The 16,624-nt window shown below is 64.2% G+C and carries 14 protein-coding genes and 1 tRNA gene; 7 read left to right on the forward strand and 8 right to left on the reverse strand.

Features of this window, described 5'->3' with window-relative positions; all coding sequences use genetic code 11:
• Positions 1-62: 62 nt before the first annotated feature.
• A complete protein-coding gene (locus tag VE092_RS01640) occupies positions 63-989 on the reverse strand; it encodes a LysR family transcriptional regulator (protein WP_324873161.1) in 927 nt (308 codons plus the stop codon).
• Positions 990-1,181: 192 nt separating this feature from the next.
• Here VE092_RS01640 and VE092_RS01645 point away from each other — a divergent pair, with 192 nt between their 5' ends.
• Positions 1,182-1,691 (forward strand): flavin reductase, encoded by a 510-nt coding sequence (locus tag VE092_RS01645; protein WP_077237886.1) that lies wholly within the window; start codon positions 1,182-1,184, stop codon positions 1,689-1,691.
• Positions 1,692-1,791: 100 nt separating this feature from the next.
• Here VE092_RS01645 and VE092_RS01650 read toward each other — a convergent pair whose 3' ends face one another.
• The 6 genes from VE092_RS01650 to VE092_RS01675 form a co-directional block, all read right to left on the reverse strand.
• On the reverse strand, positions 1,792-2,019 hold the full coding sequence (locus VE092_RS01650; protein ID WP_180667105.1) for a formate dehydrogenase subunit delta: 228 nt from the start codon (positions 2,017-2,019) through the stop codon (positions 1,792-1,794).
• A gap of 62 nt (positions 2,020-2,081) precedes the next feature.
• Positions 2,082-2,933, reverse strand: a complete 852-nt coding sequence (fdhD, locus tag VE092_RS01655) for a formate dehydrogenase accessory sulfurtransferase FdhD (protein ID WP_324873166.1) — start codon at positions 2,931-2,933, stop codon at positions 2,082-2,084.
• 81 nt (positions 2,934-3,014) lie between these two features.
• Positions 3,015-5,900, reverse strand: coding sequence for a formate dehydrogenase subunit alpha (gene fdhF / locus VE092_RS01660; RefSeq protein ID WP_324873168.1), 2,886 nt, complete (start codon positions 5,898-5,900; stop codon positions 3,015-3,017).
• 30 nt (positions 5,901-5,930) lie between these two features.
• Positions 5,931-7,493: an NADH-quinone oxidoreductase subunit NuoF gene (locus tag VE092_RS01665; protein ID WP_324873170.1), complete on the reverse strand. Its 1,563-nt coding sequence runs from the start codon at positions 7,491-7,493 to the stop codon at positions 5,931-5,933.
• On the reverse strand, positions 7,493-7,969 hold the full coding sequence (locus VE092_RS01670; RefSeq protein WP_077237880.1) for a formate dehydrogenase subunit gamma: 477 nt from the start codon (positions 7,967-7,969) through the stop codon (positions 7,493-7,495). The genes VE092_RS01665 and VE092_RS01670 overlap by 1 nt, the downstream gene beginning before the upstream one ends.
• 440 nt (positions 7,970-8,409) lie before the next feature.
• Positions 8,410-10,056, reverse strand: coding sequence for an OFA family MFS transporter (locus VE092_RS01675; RefSeq protein WP_324873174.1), 1,647 nt, complete (start codon positions 10,054-10,056; stop codon positions 8,410-8,412).
• Positions 10,057-10,284: 228 nt separating this feature from the next.
• Here VE092_RS01675 and VE092_RS01680 point away from each other — a divergent pair, with 228 nt between their 5' ends.
• The gene (locus VE092_RS01680) at positions 10,285-11,352 is read left to right on the forward strand and encodes a substrate-binding domain-containing protein (RefSeq protein WP_324873176.1); all 1,068 of its coding nucleotides are present in this window, start codon (positions 10,285-10,287) and stop codon (positions 11,350-11,352) included.
• A 106-nt stretch (positions 11,353-11,458) separates the two neighbouring features.
• Entirely contained in the window at positions 11,459-12,415 is a 957-nt protein-coding gene (locus VE092_RS01685; RefSeq protein WP_324873178.1) for a LysR family transcriptional regulator, read from the forward strand.
• A gap of 15 nt (positions 12,416-12,430) precedes the next feature.
• Here VE092_RS01685 and VE092_RS01690 read toward each other — a convergent pair whose 3' ends face one another.
• The gene (locus VE092_RS01690; protein ID WP_324873181.1) at positions 12,431-13,345 is read right to left on the reverse strand and encodes a LysR family transcriptional regulator; all 915 of its coding nucleotides are present in this window, start codon (positions 13,343-13,345) and stop codon (positions 12,431-12,433) included.
• A 182-nt stretch (positions 13,346-13,527) separates the two neighbouring features.
• On the opposite strand from VE092_RS01690, the gene VE092_RS01695 reads away from it, so the two are divergent.
• The 4 genes from VE092_RS01695 (at position 13,528) to VE092_RS01710 (ending at position 16,624) form a co-directional block, all read left to right on the forward strand.
• Entirely contained in the window at positions 13,528-14,466 is a 939-nt protein-coding gene (locus tag VE092_RS01695) for a D-hexose-6-phosphate mutarotase (protein WP_102661371.1), read from the forward strand.
• A gap of 188 nt (positions 14,467-14,654) precedes the next feature.
• Positions 14,655-15,734, forward strand: a complete 1,080-nt coding sequence (locus tag VE092_RS01700) for a tartrate dehydrogenase (protein ID WP_077237875.1) — start codon at positions 14,655-14,657, stop codon at positions 15,732-15,734.
• A gap of 274 nt (positions 15,735-16,008) precedes the next feature.
• Positions 16,009-16,461, forward strand: a complete 453-nt coding sequence (locus tag VE092_RS01705; protein ID WP_102661369.1) for a surface-adhesin E family protein — start codon at positions 16,009-16,011, stop codon at positions 16,459-16,461.
• A gap of 78 nt (positions 16,462-16,539) precedes the next feature.
• Positions 16,540-16,624: transfer RNA gene (locus VE092_RS01710), tRNA-Leu, on the forward strand.

A 16,624-nucleotide genomic window follows, 5' to 3' on the forward strand; every position in this document is an offset into this window, starting at 1 on the left:
CGCCGCTGATAGCATGTATTTGCGGCAGTCATCCGCAGCCATGGGCAGGGCTCAGCGAAGCATCACGGCGCGATTTCTTCGCGTCCGAACATTTCGATCAACAGGCCGCGCAGCCACTGGATACCGGAGTCGGCCGAGAAACGGGTGTGGGTATAGAGACTCACCGGAATGCGCGGCATCTCCAGCGGCAGGTCCAGCAGCACGAAGGCGCCGTCCAGATTGTGGCGCTCGGCGATGCTGCGCGGCAGGAACAGCGCCAGGTCGGTATGGCGCACGATTTCCGGTGCCACCGTGAAATGCGGCATGCGCAGCGCGAAGTCGCGCTTCACACCGGCATTGCGCAACACATCCTCGGCCAGCTGGTGGCCGGTGGTATTGGTGTTGGTATAGACGTAGCGCAGCTGCAGCAGGTTTTCCATGGTCAGGGCCTGCCCCACCATCGGATGCTCCTTGCGCAGCATGCAGATGTAGTCGTCATTGAGCACCAGCTGGCTCTGGCAATCCTCCGGCAAGCCCGGCAGGTAGCCGAAGGCCAGGTCGATGTCGCCATTGCGCATGGCCGCGCCCAGGTTTTCCATGGCCATCTGCTGCACCTCGATGGAGACATGCGGCGCCGCATGGGCCAGCTCTTCCATCAGCAGCGGCAGCACGTGGCTACAGGACATGTCCGACATCACCAGATGGAAGCTGCGCGTGGCCGTGGCCGGATCAAAACTGGAATGGGTGTGCAGGGCTTCGTGGATGATGCCCAGGGCGCGGGCAATCGGCTCGTGCAGGCGGATGGCCGTCTCGGTGGGCACCATGGAAGTGGTGCTGCGCACGAACAAGGGATCGTCGAACATCTCGCGCAGGCGGCGCAGCGCATGGCTCACTGCCGGTTGCGTCAGGTGCAGGCGCTCGGCGGCGGCGGTGAGGCTGCGCAACTCCCAGATGACGATGAAGGTCTTGAGCAGGTTCAGGTCCACCGCCCCGATATTCATTTGCTTCATGCGCGACATTCCAGACAATCATTTGACCCTTGATTTGCTCAGGGTCTATTGTTCATCCCAGGACGCAGGCCTTGCCAGGCGATGCGTTCTCCCTCTCACCTGCTGATCGACATCCGCCCGACCCTTGCCGCAGTTTGCGCAAAGGATAACGAAGCCTTGTGCCGGATGTCATCTCTTTTTTGGATGGATACCATGAAGAAAGACTTTCGCGATGCCATGGCGCGCCTGTCGGCGGCCGTCAACATCATCACCACCGACGGCCCCGCCGGACGCGCGGCGATGACCGTGAGCGCGGTCAGCTCGGTCTCGGACGATCCGGCGACCGTGCTGGTGTGCATCAACGTCAAGAGTGCCGCGCACGCGACCCTGGTGGGCAACGGTCGCCTGTGTATCAACATCCTGGCCGCGCACCAGGAAGAACTGGCGCGCATGATCGCCGGCATGACCGGCGTGGCGCCCGAAGAACGGATGAGCCAGGTGCAGTGGATCACCGGCGACCACGGCCAGCCGGTCCTGCCCGATGCCCTGGCGGTGCTGGAGGGGGATATCGTGCTTCAGCAGCAGGCCGGTACCCACAGCGTGCTGTTCGTGGAAGTGCGACACATCCGCCTGGCCTCGACCGCAGAAGATGGCCTGGCCTATTTCGGGCGCAGGTTCCACCGGATTGCAGCGGAGGTGGCGGAGGCAGCGCTGGCGGCGTGAACGGGAAATGAAAACGCCGTCCGACACAGGGGCGGACGGCGCTTATCGGAGCGCTGGCACCGATGCCATGCAGACATCGGCACCATGGCGACAACGGGAATCAGGCAGCCAACTGCTGCAGATGCCGATTCACCGCCTCCAGCACGATGGCATCCACGCCCTCCCCCTGGGTCTTGTCGATATGTTCCAGGAAAGCCTTGCGCATGCGCGGTTCCCAGAAGCGCTTGAGATGGCTGGCGAGGTCGGCCATGGCCTGGTCGCGGTCCGGCATGGTGGAAAAGAAGCTGCCAATCTGGTTGGCCATCTTGACCAGGTGTTCGGTATTCATGAGTCTCCTCCTGCAATTTTGTTCAATCGGTTCACGCGGGCATGCAGCCCGGCGCGGACGGTTCAACGCAGACGATGCGGGCGCGCATACACCACATGGCCCTGCTTGCGCACAAAGCCCAGCAGCGTGACATCGGTTTCCTCGGCCAGGCGGATGGCCAGTGCCGTCGGGGCCGAGACGGCGGCGATGAAGCCGATGCCGACCGTGGCCGCCTTCTGCACCATCTCGTAGCTGGCGCGGCTGGTGATGATGGCCGCACCTTGCGAGAAATCGGTCTTCTCTTCGGCCAATGCGCCGATCAGCTTGTCCAGCGCATTGTGGCGACCGACATCCTCCCGCACCAGCACGATACGACCCGCTGCATCCATCCACGCCGCCGCATGGGTGGCACCGGTGGCTTGCTGCAGTTGCTGGCCGGCCTGCATCTGCTCGAAGGCGGCATGCACCTGCGCCACCGTAAAGCCGGCGCCACCCTGGACGGCCTGCGGATGGCGTACCGCCTGTTCCAGCGTCTCGGCACCGCACAGACCGCAACCGGTACGGCCGGTCAGGTTGCGACGCTTTTCCTTCAACGCCACGAAGCGCTCCGTGGCGATGCGCATCTGTACCTGTACGCCTTCACAACCGGGGACGATGTCGCATTCGTACAATTCGCCCGGGCTGGCAAGGATGCCTTCGGTGAGCGAAAAGCCCAATGCGAAATCTTCCAGGTCAGCGGGCGTGGCCATCATCACCGCGTGCGAAATGCCGTTGTACTCCAGCGCGATGGGGACCTCTTCGGCCACCACGTCCTCCACCGTCTCGCGCTGTCCATCCCGCCAGCGATCCACCTGGACGCGGGCAAAGGTGGCGTACTCGCCGGTGGCTTCATCGATAATGGGGCTGCTGGGGTTGCTGCTGTTGCGTGTGTTCATGCTGTCCTGCGCGGGTTGGGTTGGGCTCGTCTGCACATCTGAAACCATCATGGCAGCGCGAGCCCGCCATCGCTGCGCTGCTTACTTGGTCACCAGTGGTTCGGCCTGCGGGGCAGCCCGCCTGTCTCCCTTGAGCAAATCCAGCTGCTCGCGATTGAAGCGCTCGTAGTGCTGCTGCCACTCCGAGGGCTGCGATACTGGCAAGACCTGCACCGCCGTCACCTTGTACTCGGGGCAGTTGGTGGCCCAGTCGGAGTTGTCGGTGGTGATCACGTTGGCACCGGACTCCGGGAAGTGGAAGGTGGTGTAGACCACACCCGGCTGCACGTTCTCGGTCACCGTGGCGCGCAACACCGTCTGGCCGGCCCGCGACTCCACGCCGACCCAGTCGCCCTCGCGGATACCGCGATCCTCGGCATCGTGCGGGTGGATTTCCAGCCGGTCTTCGCTATGCCATTGCGAGTTCTCGGTGCGGCGCGTCTGCGCGCCCACGTTGTACTGCGACAGGATACGGCCGGTGGTCAGGATCAGCGGATAGCGCTGGGTCACCTTCTCGTCGGTGGCGAAGTATTGCGTGTTGATGAACTTGCCCTTGCCACGGATGAAGCTGCCGACGTGCATGATGGGCGTGCCTTCCGGTGCCGCTTCGTTGCAGGGCCACTGGATGCTGCCCAGCTTGTCCAGCTTGTCGTAGCTCACGCCATGGAAGCTGGGGGTCAGGGCGGCGATCTCGTCCATGATTTCAGAGGGGTGATTGTACGGCATCGGGTAACCCAGCGCTTCGGCCAGGGCCACCGTGACTTCCCAGTCGGACTTGCCGGCCTTGGCCGGCATCACCTTGCGCACGCGCGAGATGCGGCGCTCGGCATTGGTGAAGGTGCCATCCTTTTCCAGGAAGGAGGAACCAGGCAGGAACACGTGCGCGTACTTGGCCGTTTCGTTCAGGAACAGGTCTTGCACCACGATGCATTCCATCGCCTGCAGGGCGGCGGCCACGTGCTGGGTGTTGGGGTCGGACTGGACGATGTCCTCGCCCTCACAGTACAGACCCTTGAAGCTGCCATCCAGCGCCGCATCGAACATGTTGGGAATGCGCAGGCCCGGTTCCGGGTTCAGCGTCACGCCCCAGGCCTGTTCGAACTGGCTGCGCACGGTGGAGTCCGAGATATGCCGATAGCCCGGCAGCTCATGCGGGAAGGAGCCCATGTCGCAGGAGCCCTGGACATTGTTCTGGCCACGCAGCGGGTTCACGCCCACGCCTTCGCGGCCGACGTTGCCGGTACACATTGCCAGGTTGGCGATGCCCATGACCGTGGTCGACCCCTGTGCATGCTCGGTCACGCCCAGGCCGTAGTAGATCGCGGCATTGCCACCGGTGGCATACAGGCGCGCAGCACCACGTACGGTCTCAGCCGGTACGCCGGTGATGGCCGCCATGGCTTCCGGGGAATTGTCTTCGCGCAGCACGAATTCCTTCCAGTCCTGGTACGACTGCAGGTCGCAGCGTTCCTGGATGTAGCTCTCGTCCTGCAGGCCCTCGGACAGGATCACGTGGGCCAGCGCGGTGATGATGGCGGTGTTGGTGCCGGGCCGCAGTTTGAGGTGATAGTCGGCCTGCACGTGCGGCGACTTGACCATCTCGGTGGTACGCGGGTCGATCACGATCAACTTGGCGCCCTGGCGCACGCGGCGCTTGATCTGCGAGGCAAACACCGGGTGGCCGGAGGCCGGGTTGGCGCCCATGATGAGGATGACATCGGACTTCATCACCGATTCGAAGGTCTGGGTGCCGGCCGATTCGCCCAGGGTCTGCTTCAAGCCATAGCCGGTGGGCGAGTGGCACACGCGGGCGCAAGTGTCGACGTTGTTGTTGCCGAAGGCGGCGCGTACCAGCTTCTGGACCAGGTAGGTTTCTTCGTTGGTGCAGCGTGAGGAAGTGATGCCGCCGATGGAATCCTTGCCATGCTTGGCCTGGATGCGGCGGAATTCGCTGGCCGCATAGGACAGCGCCTCTTCCCACGAGACTTCACGCCAGGGATCGTTGATGCTCTTGCGGATCATGGGGTTGAGAATGCGGTCCTTGTGGGTCGCATAGCCCCAGGCGAAGCGGCCCTTGACGCAGGAGTGACCCTGGTTGGCCTTGCCATCCTTGTACGGCACCATGCGTACCACTTCATTGCCCTTCATCTCGGCCTTGAAGGAGCAACCCACGCCGCAATAGGCGCAGGTGGTGACGGCGCTGTGCTCGGCCTGGCCCAGCATGATGACGGTCTTCTCGGTCAGGGTCGCGGTCGGGCAGGCTTCCACGCAGGCGCCGCAGGAGACGCATTCTGATTCCATGAAGCTTTCCATCTGCCCGGCCGAGACGCGCGATTCGAAGCCGCGACCGTTGATGGTCAGGGCAAAGGTACCCTGGGTTTCTTCGCAGGCCCGCACGCAGCGGTTGCAGACGATGCACTTGGAAGCGTCATAGGTGAAGTAGGGATTGGATTCATCCTTCTTCAGCTTGAGGTGGTTCTCGCCCTCGTAGCCGTAGCGCACTTCGCGCAGGCCAACCACGCCGGCCATGTCCTGCAGTTCGCAGTTGCCGTTGGTGGGACAGGTCAGGCAATCCAGCGGGTGGTCGGAGATATAGAGCTCCATCACGCCGCGGCGGATCTCGGCCAGCTTGGGGGTCTGGGTCTGCACCTTCATGCCCGGTTCGCAGGGCGTGGTGCAGGAGGCCGGATAGCCCTTCATCTTGCGGCCATCCTTTTCGATTTCCACCAGGCACAGGCGGCAGGAACCGAAGGGTTCCAGGCTGTCGGTGGCACACAGCTTGGGTACGTTGATGCCGGCCTCCACCGAAGCGCGCATCACCGAGGTGCCGGCCGGGACCGTCACGGCCACGCCGTCGATCTCCAGCGTGACCATGTTTTCCGAGACACGCGCCGGCGTGCCGTAATCCGTTTCATTGAGCTGGTTCATGTTGCAACTCCTCTGCATTCGGTGATGGGATCAGGCTGCCTGTTCGCTGGGCGCGCCGAAGTCTTCCGGGAAATGGTTCAGCGCCGACAGCACCGGGAACGGCGTCATGCCGCCCATGGCGCACAGCGAGCCATTGACCATGGTGTCGCACAGGCTCTTCAACAGATGGATCTGTTGTGGCCGCTCATCGTTGGCGATGATCTTGTCGATCACCTCCACGCCCCGGGTCGAGCCGATGCGGCAAGGCGTGCACTTGCCGCAGGACTCCACGGCACAGAATTGCATGGCGTAGCGCGCCTGGCGGGCCATGTCCACCGTATCGTCGAAGGCCACCAGACCACCGTGGCCGATCATGGCACCGATGGCGGCAAAGGCTTCGTAGTCGAGCGGGGTATCGAATTGCGACTGCGGCAGGTAGGCGCCCAGCGGGCCGCCCATCTGCACTGCGCGGATAGCGCGACCGCTGGCGCTGCCGCCACCGAAGTCATCCAGCAACTGGCGCAGCGTGAGACCGAAGGCCTTTTCCACCAGCCCGCCCTGGCGGATGTTGCCGGCCAGCTGGAACGGCAAGGTGCCATGCGAACGGCCCACGCCAAAGTTCTTGTAGAAGTCCGCGCCACGCGCCAGGATCACCGGCACCGAGGCCAGCGAAATCAGGTTGTTGATCACCGTCGGCTTGCCGAACAGGCCTTCGATGGCCGGCAGCGGCGGCTTGGCGCGCACCACGCCACGCTTGCCTTCCAGGCTTTCGAGCATGGCGGTCTCTTCGCCGCAGATGTAGGCACCCGCCCCCTTGCGCACTTCCAGACGGAAGGACTTGCCCGAGCCCAGGATGTTCTCACCCAGATAACCACGCGCCGTGGCGATGGCAATGGCCTCGTTCAGCGTGGCAATCGAATGCGGATATTCGGAGCGCACATAGACATAGCCCTCGGTCGCGCCCACGGCCAGGGCGGCGATGGTCATGCCCTCGATCAGGGTGAAGGGGTCGTCCTCCATGATCATGCGATCCGAGAAGGTGCCGGAATCGCCCTCGTCGGCATTGCAGACCACGTACTTCTGCGCGGCAGCTGCGCGCAGCACGGTCTGCCACTTGATGCCGGTGGGGAAAGCCGCACCACCGCGGCCGCGCAGGCCGGAGGCGATCATTTCCTCGACGATGGCCTCGGAGGTCTTGGCCAGGGCATTCTTCAGGCCGACATAACCTTCATGGGCCAGGTAGTCGTCCAGCGAGAGCGGATCGATGATGCCGACGCGGGCGAAGGTCAGGCGTTCCTGGTTCTTCAGGAAGGGGATGTCCTCGGTCAGGCCCAGATGCAGCGCATGCTTTCCGCCGGCCAGCAGCCCGGCATCGAACAGGCCCGCCACATCCTCCGGCGCGACCGGTCCATAGGCCACGCGGCCGGCGGCGGTGGCGACCTCCACCAGCGGCTCCAGCCAGAACATGCCGCGCGAGCCATTGCGCACCAGCCTGATGGACTGGCCACGCCTGTCGGCCTCGGCGGCGATGGCAGCGGCCACCTCATTGGCGCCCAGGGCCAGTGCGGTGGAGTCGCGGGGGACGTAGAGGGTGACGATATCGTTGGCGCTCATCATGCCTCCCGCTTGGCCTGGATCAGGCGCTTGAACTTGTCGGCATCGACGCGGGCGTGCAGCTCGTCATTGATGGTCAGGTTGGGGCCGATGGCGCACTGGCCCAGGCAATACACCGGTTCCAGGGTGAACTTGCCGTCGGCGCTGGTCTCATGGAAGCCGCAGCCCAGCACATTCTGCGCATGTTCGGCCAGGGCTTCGCTGCCGCGCGCCTGGCAGGCCTCGGCACGGCAGACCTGCACCACGTGCTGGCCGGCCGGCTCCTGGCGGAAGAAGTGATAGAACGAGATCACCCCGTGTACTTCGGCGCGCGAGACATTGAGCTCGCCGGCGATCATGGGCACCGCATCGGCAGGGATGTACCCCACCTTTTCCTGGATGCCGTGCAGGATGGGGAGCATGGCACCGGCCATGTCCTTGCGATCGGCGATGATGCTGCGCACCGCCGCCACGTCGAAAACTTGTTGCCGCTTCATTGTTGCCTCCTGTGTTGCCTTGATGCGGACCTCGTCCTTCTCCCGGAGGATCTTCTATGGACCGCGCAAATGACGAATGAAAGGGGTGGGACCGCGCCTACGGAGGGGCGGCCTGCTGGAAACAGATCAGGCGAAGGGAAGCGGCATGCAGCAGCACAGCGCAGGCCCGGGGATGGGCGCGCACGGTCGTGCTTGGTGGAACAGCTGGTCTCCGTTGTTGCATGTTCGCCCTGCCTTCGGGGTTGGTGTGAACACTGAGGATGCGGGCCTGCCCTCTACCGGGTGGACGGACTGCGCTCCTGATTTTTGATAGTCGCTGACACAAGCTGCCGCTGCTCACGTTGCAGGGCAGCTTGTGTCAGCGGCTTTCGCCGCTGGGGTCTCTCGTGCAGGCCGGGTGGAGCCGGCCTGCAGTCGAGTTTGAAACAGGGACTGCGCGATCAGCGGAACAGCACGGCCGACTTCTGCAACACCAGGGTGATACCCCAGACCAGCGGAATGCCCACTGCTGCCCAGGCCAGACCGATCACCACCGGATTACCGCCGGAACCGATCTGCGACATGTCGCCGGAACCAGCAGTGGCAGCTGCATCGGCAGCCGACTTTTCGTGGGCCAGCTGCTTTTCGCGGGCCAGTTCTTCCGGGGTCATGAAGTGCTTGGCAGCGACCGGGCGGATCAGCAGGTTGCAGATCAGGCCCAGCACCAGCATGCCGGCCAGGATGTACATGGTGGTGTTGTAGACCTGGCTCTTGGGCATGCCCAGGGAGAGCTGGTATTCACGCATGTAGTTCACCACCACCGGGCCCAGGATGCCGGCGGTCGCCCACGCGGTCAGCAGGCGACCGTGGATGGCGCCCACCATCTGGGTGCCGAACAGGTCGGCCAGGTAAGCCGGCACGGTCGCGAAACCGCCGCCGTACATCGACAGGATGATGCAGACCGCACCCACGAACAGCGGGATGTTGCCGGCCTTGGCCGACCACGGCAGGCTCACGTACAGCACGAAGCCCAGCACGAAGAAGATGGCGTAGGTCATCTTGCGGCCGAAGAAGTCCGAGCACGAAGCCCAGGCGAAACGACCACCGATGTTGAACAGCGAGATCAGACCGGTGAAGCCGGCGGCCAGCGCCGCGATGGCAGTCTTCTGGTCGACCGACAGGTCATTGAAGCCGATGTCCACGCCCAGCAGCTTGCCGCCGAACACTTCCTGCAGCATCGGCGAGGCGATGCCGATGACGCCGATACCGGCCGACACGTTCAGGCAGAGCACCAGCCACACCAGCCAGAACTGGGGAATGCCCCAGACCTTGGAGACGTGCACGTGGTTCTGGGTGATCATCGTGGCCGAGGACTTGGCCACCGGCGGGGTCCAGCCGGCCGGCTTCCAGCCCGAAGGCGGCACGCGGTAGCCGAAGGCGCCGGCCATCATGAAGACGAAGTAGATCACGGCCATGACCACGAAGGTTTCCCACACGCCCACGGAAGTGGGGCTGGCGAATTTCTTCATCAGCGCATCAGCCAGCGGGGTGCCGACCAGCGCACCACCACCGAAGCCCATGATGGCCATGCCGGTGGCCATGCCGCGACGGTCAGGGAACCACTTGATCAGCGTGGACACGGGCGAGATATAGCCCAGGCCCAGGCCGACGCCGCCGATCACGCCCGAACCCAGCCACATCAGCCAGATCTGGTGCGTCTTCACGCCCAGGGCCGAGATCAGCAGGCCGCCGCACCAGCAGATGGCAGCGACCACGCCGGCCTTGCGGGGACCGGCGTGTTCCAGCCAGCCACCCCACAGCGCGGCGGAGATGCCCAGCAGGACGAAGAACATGGTGTACATCCAGCCCAGCATGGAGATCTTCCAGTCACAGGAGGACGAGAAGATCTGGGCGAAGAAACCGACATCGGCGCCGCAGGCGATGGGCGCGGTCACGCCCAGGGCCTTGGACAGCGGCAGCCAGAACACGGAAAAACCGTAGGCCATGCCGATGCAAAGGTGGATTGCGAGTGCTGCTGGCGGTACCAGCCAGCGATTGAAGCCAGGCTTGGCGACTGTGTGTTCCTTGTTCAGGAAATCGAAAGCCATTATTCCTCCGAATATTTTTGAGTGTGTGTGGTGGGTAAATCGAAGGAAGGACTGCATCGCAAAGCCGGTAGGGCCGGGTCGTGAAACCGGCCCATCTTTGCGGCGCTATCCTTCTCTTTTAATTTATTTATATATGTACAACGCCGCATATATTTTTTATCATTTATGCGGAGTGACGCGAAATTATCACTGATAAACTGCCGTTTCAATATGCTTTATTTTGCCTAAATGTTCAAAGTCCACATCAAGCCCCACTGGGAAATCGCCTACGACAATGAAGTAGCGCTGGACACGGCCAACCTGCTGCAACTGCTCACGGCGATCCAGCAAAGCGGCTCCATTGCACGTGCCGCGCAGTTGACGCGATATTCCTATCGCCATGCCTGGGGTCTGTTGCGCGATGCGGAAAGGATGTTTGGCAACGCCCTGATAGAAAGCGGCCGTGGCCGTGGCACCACACTCACCGATTTCGCCAGCAAGCTGTTATGGGCCGACCGGCTGGTAACGGCGCGCCTGTCGCCGACCCTGGACAGCCTGGCCTCGGAACTGGAAGTGGAACTGGGCAAGACGGTCGAAGGCCAGTCCGAGAAGGTGCGGCTCAATGCCAGCCACGGCTTTGCGGTGGCCGCCCTGCTGGGCAAGATCAACGAGGCACGCCTGCCGGTGGAGGTGCGCTACCGCCACAGCACCGATGCCGTGGCCGCGCTGTCGCGCCAGGAGTGCGACCTGGCGGGCTTCCACGTCCCGCTGGGTGAATTCGAGAAACCGGCCATCGCCACCTATGCCAAATGGCTCAACAAGCGCAGCGATTGCCTGATCCACCTGGCCGTTCGCAACCAGGGCCTGTTCGTCGAACCGGACAACCCCAAGGGCTTGCGCGGACTGCCCGACCTCATTCGCAGCGACCTGCGCTTCGTCAACCGCGAAGCCGGCTCCGGCACGCGCATGCTGCTGGAGCTGATGCTGGCCGGCGCCGGCATCGCCCACAAGAAGATCAACGGTTTCGAGAACACCGAGTTCACCCACTCGGCGGTGGCCGCCTTCATCGCCAGCGGCATGGCCGATGTCGGCTTCGGCGTACAGACCGCGGCGCACCGCTTCGGCCTGGGCTTCATCCCGCTGGTGCGCGAGCGCTACTTCTTCGCCCTGCCCGCGGCCTCGCTGCAGGACCCGCTGATCCGCCCGGTGATCGACATCCTGCAGTCCGACAGCTTCCGCAAGGTGGTCAACAACCTGGCCGGCTACGATGCCACCGACATGGGCAAGATCCAGACCATCAAGGAAGCCTTCGGCTGACCCTCCCCTTTCGGCGCTTGTAGGCCCGCAGCGATCAGGCTACACTCCGGCCCCTGGCTCGCCACCGTCCTGGCTGTGGGCCGTTTCCTTTCGGCCCGATCGCGTCATGAATTCCGCTGCTTCCTCCCCTTCGCCCGCCCTCCCCGCGCTGGCCGCCATGGACCCGCGCCTGCTGCGCCTGCTCGATGCCATCCTCGACGAAGTGCACCTGGCGCGTGCCGCCGCGCGGGTGGGCTGGTCGCTGCCGGCGGCGGCCAGTGCACTGGAACGCTGTCGCCAGCTGCTGCGTGATCCGCTACTGGAAGACGGCGGCCAGCAGATGCGCCTGACGGTCACCGCCCAGGCCCTGCGCGAACCGTTGCGCCAGATATTGGACGGCACGGCCGCGGTACAGGACGGACCGGTGGCGCCGATCCCCTCGCCAGCGGCGCGGCGGGTCCGCATCCTGATGCCGGACTACCCGGCCCAGGTGGTCGCCCAGCCGCTGTACACGGAATTGCGCACCACCGCCCCCGCACTGGACCTGGAATTCCAGACCTGGCAAGGCGATGCCGACGCCGCAGCGCGCCTGGAGCATGAGCAGACCGACCTGGTGCTGGGCGCCAGCGCTCCCACCAATACCCTGCGCGGGCAGGAGGTGCTACGCGAACGCTGCGTGGCGGTGATGCGGCGCGACCACCCGGCCGCCCACCAGTTGACCATGGCACGCTGGCTGGGCTATCCGCATCTGCAGGTCGGCAGTCACGACACCCTCAACCGCATGATCGACCAGCAGCTGGCCATGCAGGGCCTGCGCCGTCGCATCGGCATGGTGGTCCCCAACTTTCTGATGGCACCAGCGCTGCTGCAGGGTTCCGACCTGATCGCCGTGATGCCCATGCATTGCGTACCGGCTGCCACTGCCGCCCATCCGGTAGCCCTGGCCTGCCTGCGCCCGCCACTGCCGCTGGATGCCCCGCCGCTGCGCCTGCTGCGGCACCGCCGTCACGCCGATGATGCGGCCGTGGGTCAGGTGGCGCAGGCGCTGGAGCGTATCGTGCGCCAGCGCTTCGACCTGCGCTAGGGCACGGCCACCGCCTCACACCGTCGCCGGCGGCGCCGTGACATCCAGGTGCTTTTGCAGGAAGCGCACGCACTCGCGCACCTTGGCCGAATTCTTCAGCTGCACGGGATAGACCGCGCACAGGTCAGCCTCCTGGAAATACTGCGGCAACACCCGCACCAGCCGCCCGCGCTTGAGGCTATCGGCCACGTCCCAGATCGACCGCAGGATGATGCCGTGACCGTCCACCGCCCACTGGTGGATGATCTCGCCATGGTTGGATGCCAGTCCCCCCGAGACCTTGACCGTCTCCTGCCCCTTGGGCCCCATCATGCGCCAGATGCCGAAGGACTGGTTGCGCTCGCGGATCACCAGGCACTGGTGCTGGCGCAGCGCCGCCAGATCGGCCGGCGCGCCATGCTTCTTCAGATAGGCCGGACTGGCGCACAGCACCCGCTGGCTGGGCAGGATGCGCTTGGAAAACAGATGCGGCTCATGCCCCGCTCCCACGCGGATATCCAGATCGATGCCTTCGTTGACCAGGTCGATCTGCCGGTCCACCAGCTCCAGCTGGATCTTCAGTTCCGGATGCTCGCTGGCAAAGCGCGACAGCAGAGGCGAAACCACCTTGCGTCCCAGCCCGAAGCTGGTACTGATTTTGAGCAGTCCGCGCGGCACGCGCTTGGCGCTGCTGACGGTTTCCATCATCTGCTCGACGTCATCCAGAATCTTGCGCGCCCACTCATGGACATTGCCGCCATCCTCGGTCATGACCACGCTGCGCGTGGTGCGATGGAACAGCCGCACGCCCAGCGCCTGCTCCAGCAGGGCAATGCGCTTGCTGATATAGGCCGGCGAAGCGCCGACCTCGCGCGCCGATTCGGCGAAGTTGCTGTGGCGCGCCACCACACAGAACAGACGCAGGTCTTCCAACAGGGGAGAATTGTTCACGATCTGTAGCCATTGCAATCATCGATCCGTGGATTATAGTCCGCTCACCCTCCTCCCGGAAAAGCACAGCAGGCAGGGCGGCCCAGCCGATACGACGCGCCTCGCCCAGTGCACCAAACCACCGCAAGCGCCCGAATTGTGGCAGTCTTGCGCTATCGCAACGAATTCTTGGAGTTACCGGCATGAGCATCATTGAGGAGCAGGAGGTCCCGCCCGACCTTCCCCACATCCAGCGTATCGAAGTCAACCAGCTGCAATGCCTGCGCGTGCAGACCGCGCGCGCCGAAGTGCTGATCGCCGAACAGGGCGCCCAGGTCCTGCGTTACCAGGTCCACGGCCAGGAACCGATCATCTGGATGAGCGAGGAAGCCGCCTTCGAAGCCGGCAACTCGGTACGCGGCGGCATCCCCGTCTGCTGGCCCTGGTTCGGCGACCTGATGCGCAATCCACCGCAGGTGCAGTCCCTGCATGCCGGTGGCCGCCTGCCGGCGCACGGGCTGGTACGCGGCATCCCCTGGCTGCTGATGGAAAACGCCATCGAAGGCGATACCGTGCGCCTGGTGCTGGCCATCCCTCCCACCACCGATTCGCCGGCCCTGCGCCACCTGCCACCGGGCCTGGAACTGCGCCTGGAAATCCTCCTCGACGACCGCCTGCACCTCAAGCTCACCACCCGTAACGGCAGCGAGCAGCACATCGCCCTCACCCAGGCCCTGCACAGCTACTTCGCCGTCAGCAGCATCCACGACGTCACCGTGGAAGGCCTGGAAGGCCAGCGCTACATCGAAACCCTGGAGGGCTGGGCCGAGCGCGAACAGAAGCGCCCGCTGGTAGTCAGCAGCGAAACCGACCGCATCTACCTGGACCTGCCGGCGCATCTGGCGATCCGCGACGAAGGCTGGAACCGCCGCATCCACATCGAAGCCAGCGGCTCGACCTCGGCCGTGGTGTGGAACCCCTGGGTCAGCAAGGCGCGCCGCCTGTCGCAGTTCGCCGACGACGCCTGGCAGCGCATGCTCTGCATCGAGACCGCCAATGTGATGGACGACCTGGTGGAACTCGAACCGGGTGCCGAGCACAGCATGGGCGTGAGCCTGTGGGGCGAAGCACTGGGCGGCTGAATCGCTCCCAAGGCATCACCAAGGCACTGCCGCAGTCCGGGCAGTGCCTTTTTCATGGGCGGGGTTTTAGCGCATCATTCACGGATCGTGTTTTATAAAATCACCAGATCGTGGATGATCCCTCGCCCGAAGCGTTCTATGATGGACACCGTTTACACCGCCCAGAACAGACCACAGGAGCACAACAGATGAGCAAGACCCACAGGATCGCCGTCATCGCCGGTGACGGCATCGGCCAGGAAGTGATGCCCGAAGGCCTGCGCGCCGTCGAGGCTGCCAGCAAGAAATTCGGCATCGACATCGAGTTCACCCATTTCGACTGGGCGCACTGCAACTACTACGCCCAGCACGGCCAGATGATGCCGGACGACTGGTTCGAGCAACTGAAGGGCTTCGAAGCCATCTTCTTCGGCGCCGTCGGCTGGCCCGCCACGGTGCCGGACCACGTCTCGCTGTGGGGTTCGCTGCTCAAGTTCCGCCGCGACTTCGACCTCTACGTCAACCTGCGCCCGGTGCGCCTGATGCCCGGCGTGCCCTGCCCCCTGGCCAACCGCAAGCCCGGCGACATCGATTTCTACGTGGTCCGCGAAAACACCGAAGGCGAATACTCCTCCATCGGCGGCCGCATGTATGAAGGCACCGACCGCGAAACCGTGATCCAGGAATCAGTCTTCAGCCGCAAGGGTACCGACCGCATCCTCAAGTTCGCCTTCGACCTGGCGCAAAGCCGTCCCAAGAAGCACCTGACCTCGGCCACCAAGTCCAACGGCATCGCCATCACCATGCCCTACTGGGATGAGCGCGTCGAAGCCATGGGCGCCAAGTACCCCGACGTGCGCCGCGACAAGTACCACATCGACATCCTGACCGCGCACTTCGTCCTGAACCCGGACCGCTTCGACGTGGTAGTGGCCTCCAACCTGTTCGGCGACATCCTCTCCGACCTTGGCCCGGCCTGCGCCGGCACCATCGGCATCGCGCCCTCGGCCAACATCAACCCGACCCGTGAACTGCCTTCGCTGTTCGAACCGGTGCACGGCTCGGCCCCGGACATCTTCGGCAAGAACATCGCCAACCCGGTCGCCATGATCTGGTCCGGCGCCATGATGCTGGACTTCCTGGGCAACGGCGAAGGCAAGTATCGCCAGGCCCACGACGCCATGCTGGCGGCCATCGAGGAAGTGCTGGTCAACGGCCCGACCACCCCCGACCTGGGCGGCAAGAGCAACACCACCGAAGTCGGCAAGGCGGTGGCTGCGGCAATCTGAGCGCCCCTGACTGCCCGTCACTGAAAGAGAAGATGGCTCGCCGTGTGCGGGCCATTTTCCTATGGCGGCCCCATGATGATTTGCAAAGGGCATGTTAGGATTGCCGCACTTTCAATTTCCGCGATCGATGAGTTGGACATGGCTGCAAGCCTGCGCATGACGGGACACCGCGTACTGGCCGAACTGCTCTTCTGGAGCATCCCGCTGATACTGCTGCTGGAAGACGATGTCGCCATGCTGGCCATGATGCTGACCTGACGCGAAGCCCTGCGATATGGATAGACCGTCCCCTCACCGCCTGCGCGCTCCCCGCCCCGCCCTGCTGCTGGCGGCACCGCTGGCCTTGCTCCTGGCCGCGACCTGCCTGCCCGCGCGCGCCGAATGGTCGCCTCTGGGCGAAAACACCATCGGCAGCTTCTTCATCGACAAGAGCAGCATCGTCGTCACCCGCAGCGTGCGCCAGGCGCAGATCCTGCTGAACTGGAGCCGTCCGCAACTGTTGATGGGCCAGGGCAGCAAGACCTATTACCTGTCGGAGGTCTCGACCGCCTATTTCGACTGCACCAGCCGCCAGCTCGGCTTTGGCAGCCGCAAGATGTACGCGCAGGCTGACGGCCGCGGGCAGATGCTGCTGGCGCCGCAACTGGCCTACTCGGACGTGAAGCTGCAGGACCCCATCCCCGGCTCCACCGGCGAGCGCGCCATCGAAGCGGTGTGTGGAAAATAATTTTCATCGTTCTTTGATGAGGCCGCTTCAGGGGCTTGCCCCAGGAAGCGAAATCGGCAATAATCTCGGGCTTGCGTTGCCGGGATGGCGGAATAGGTAGACGCACGGGACTCAAAATCCCGCGCCGCAAGGCGTGCCGGTTCGATTCCGGCTCCCGGCACCA

The sequence above is a fragment of the Herbaspirillum sp. genome (assembly GCF_035644555.1).
In the GTDB taxonomy this organism is placed as follows: domain Bacteria; phylum Pseudomonadota; class Gammaproteobacteria; order Burkholderiales; family Burkholderiaceae_D; genus Herbaspirillum.

Coding starts and splice junctions, on each gene's coding strand:
- VE092_RS01640 (WP_324873161.1), bottom strand. CDS start 989: ATGAAGCAAATGAATATCGGGGCGGTGGACCTGAACCTGCTCAAGACC.
- VE092_RS01645 (WP_077237886.1), top strand. CDS start 1,182: ATGAAGAAAGACTTTCGCGATGCCATGGCGCGCCTGTCGGCGGCCGTC.
- VE092_RS01650 (WP_180667105.1), bottom strand. CDS start 2,019: ATGAATACCGAACACCTGGTCAAGATGGCCAACCAGATTGGCAGCTTC.
- fdhD (WP_324873166.1), bottom strand. CDS start 2,933: ATGAACACACGCAACAGCAGCAACCCCAGCAGCCCCATTATCGATGAA.
- fdhF (WP_324873168.1), bottom strand. CDS start 5,900: ATGAACCAGCTCAATGAAACGGATTACGGCACGCCGGCGCGTGTCTCG.
- VE092_RS01665 (WP_324873170.1), bottom strand. CDS start 7,493: ATGAGCGCCAACGATATCGTCACCCTCTACGTCCCCCGCGACTCCACC.
- VE092_RS01670 (WP_077237880.1), bottom strand. CDS start 7,969: ATGAAGCGGCAACAAGTTTTCGACGTGGCGGCGGTGCGCAGCATCATC.
- VE092_RS01675 (WP_324873174.1), bottom strand. CDS start 10,056: ATGGCTTTCGATTTCCTGAACAAGGAACACACAGTCGCCAAGCCTGGC.
- VE092_RS01680 (WP_324873176.1), top strand. CDS start 10,285: ATGTTCAAAGTCCACATCAAGCCCCACTGGGAAATCGCCTACGACAAT.
- VE092_RS01685 (WP_324873178.1), top strand. CDS start 11,459: ATGAATTCCGCTGCTTCCTCCCCTTCGCCCGCCCTCCCCGCGCTGGCC.
- VE092_RS01695 (WP_102661371.1), top strand. CDS start 13,528: ATGAGCATCATTGAGGAGCAGGAGGTCCCGCCCGACCTTCCCCACATC.
- VE092_RS01700 (WP_077237875.1), top strand. CDS start 14,655: ATGAGCAAGACCCACAGGATCGCCGTCATCGCCGGTGACGGCATCGGC.
- VE092_RS01705 (WP_102661369.1), top strand. CDS start 16,009: ATGGATAGACCGTCCCCTCACCGCCTGCGCGCTCCCCGCCCCGCCCTG.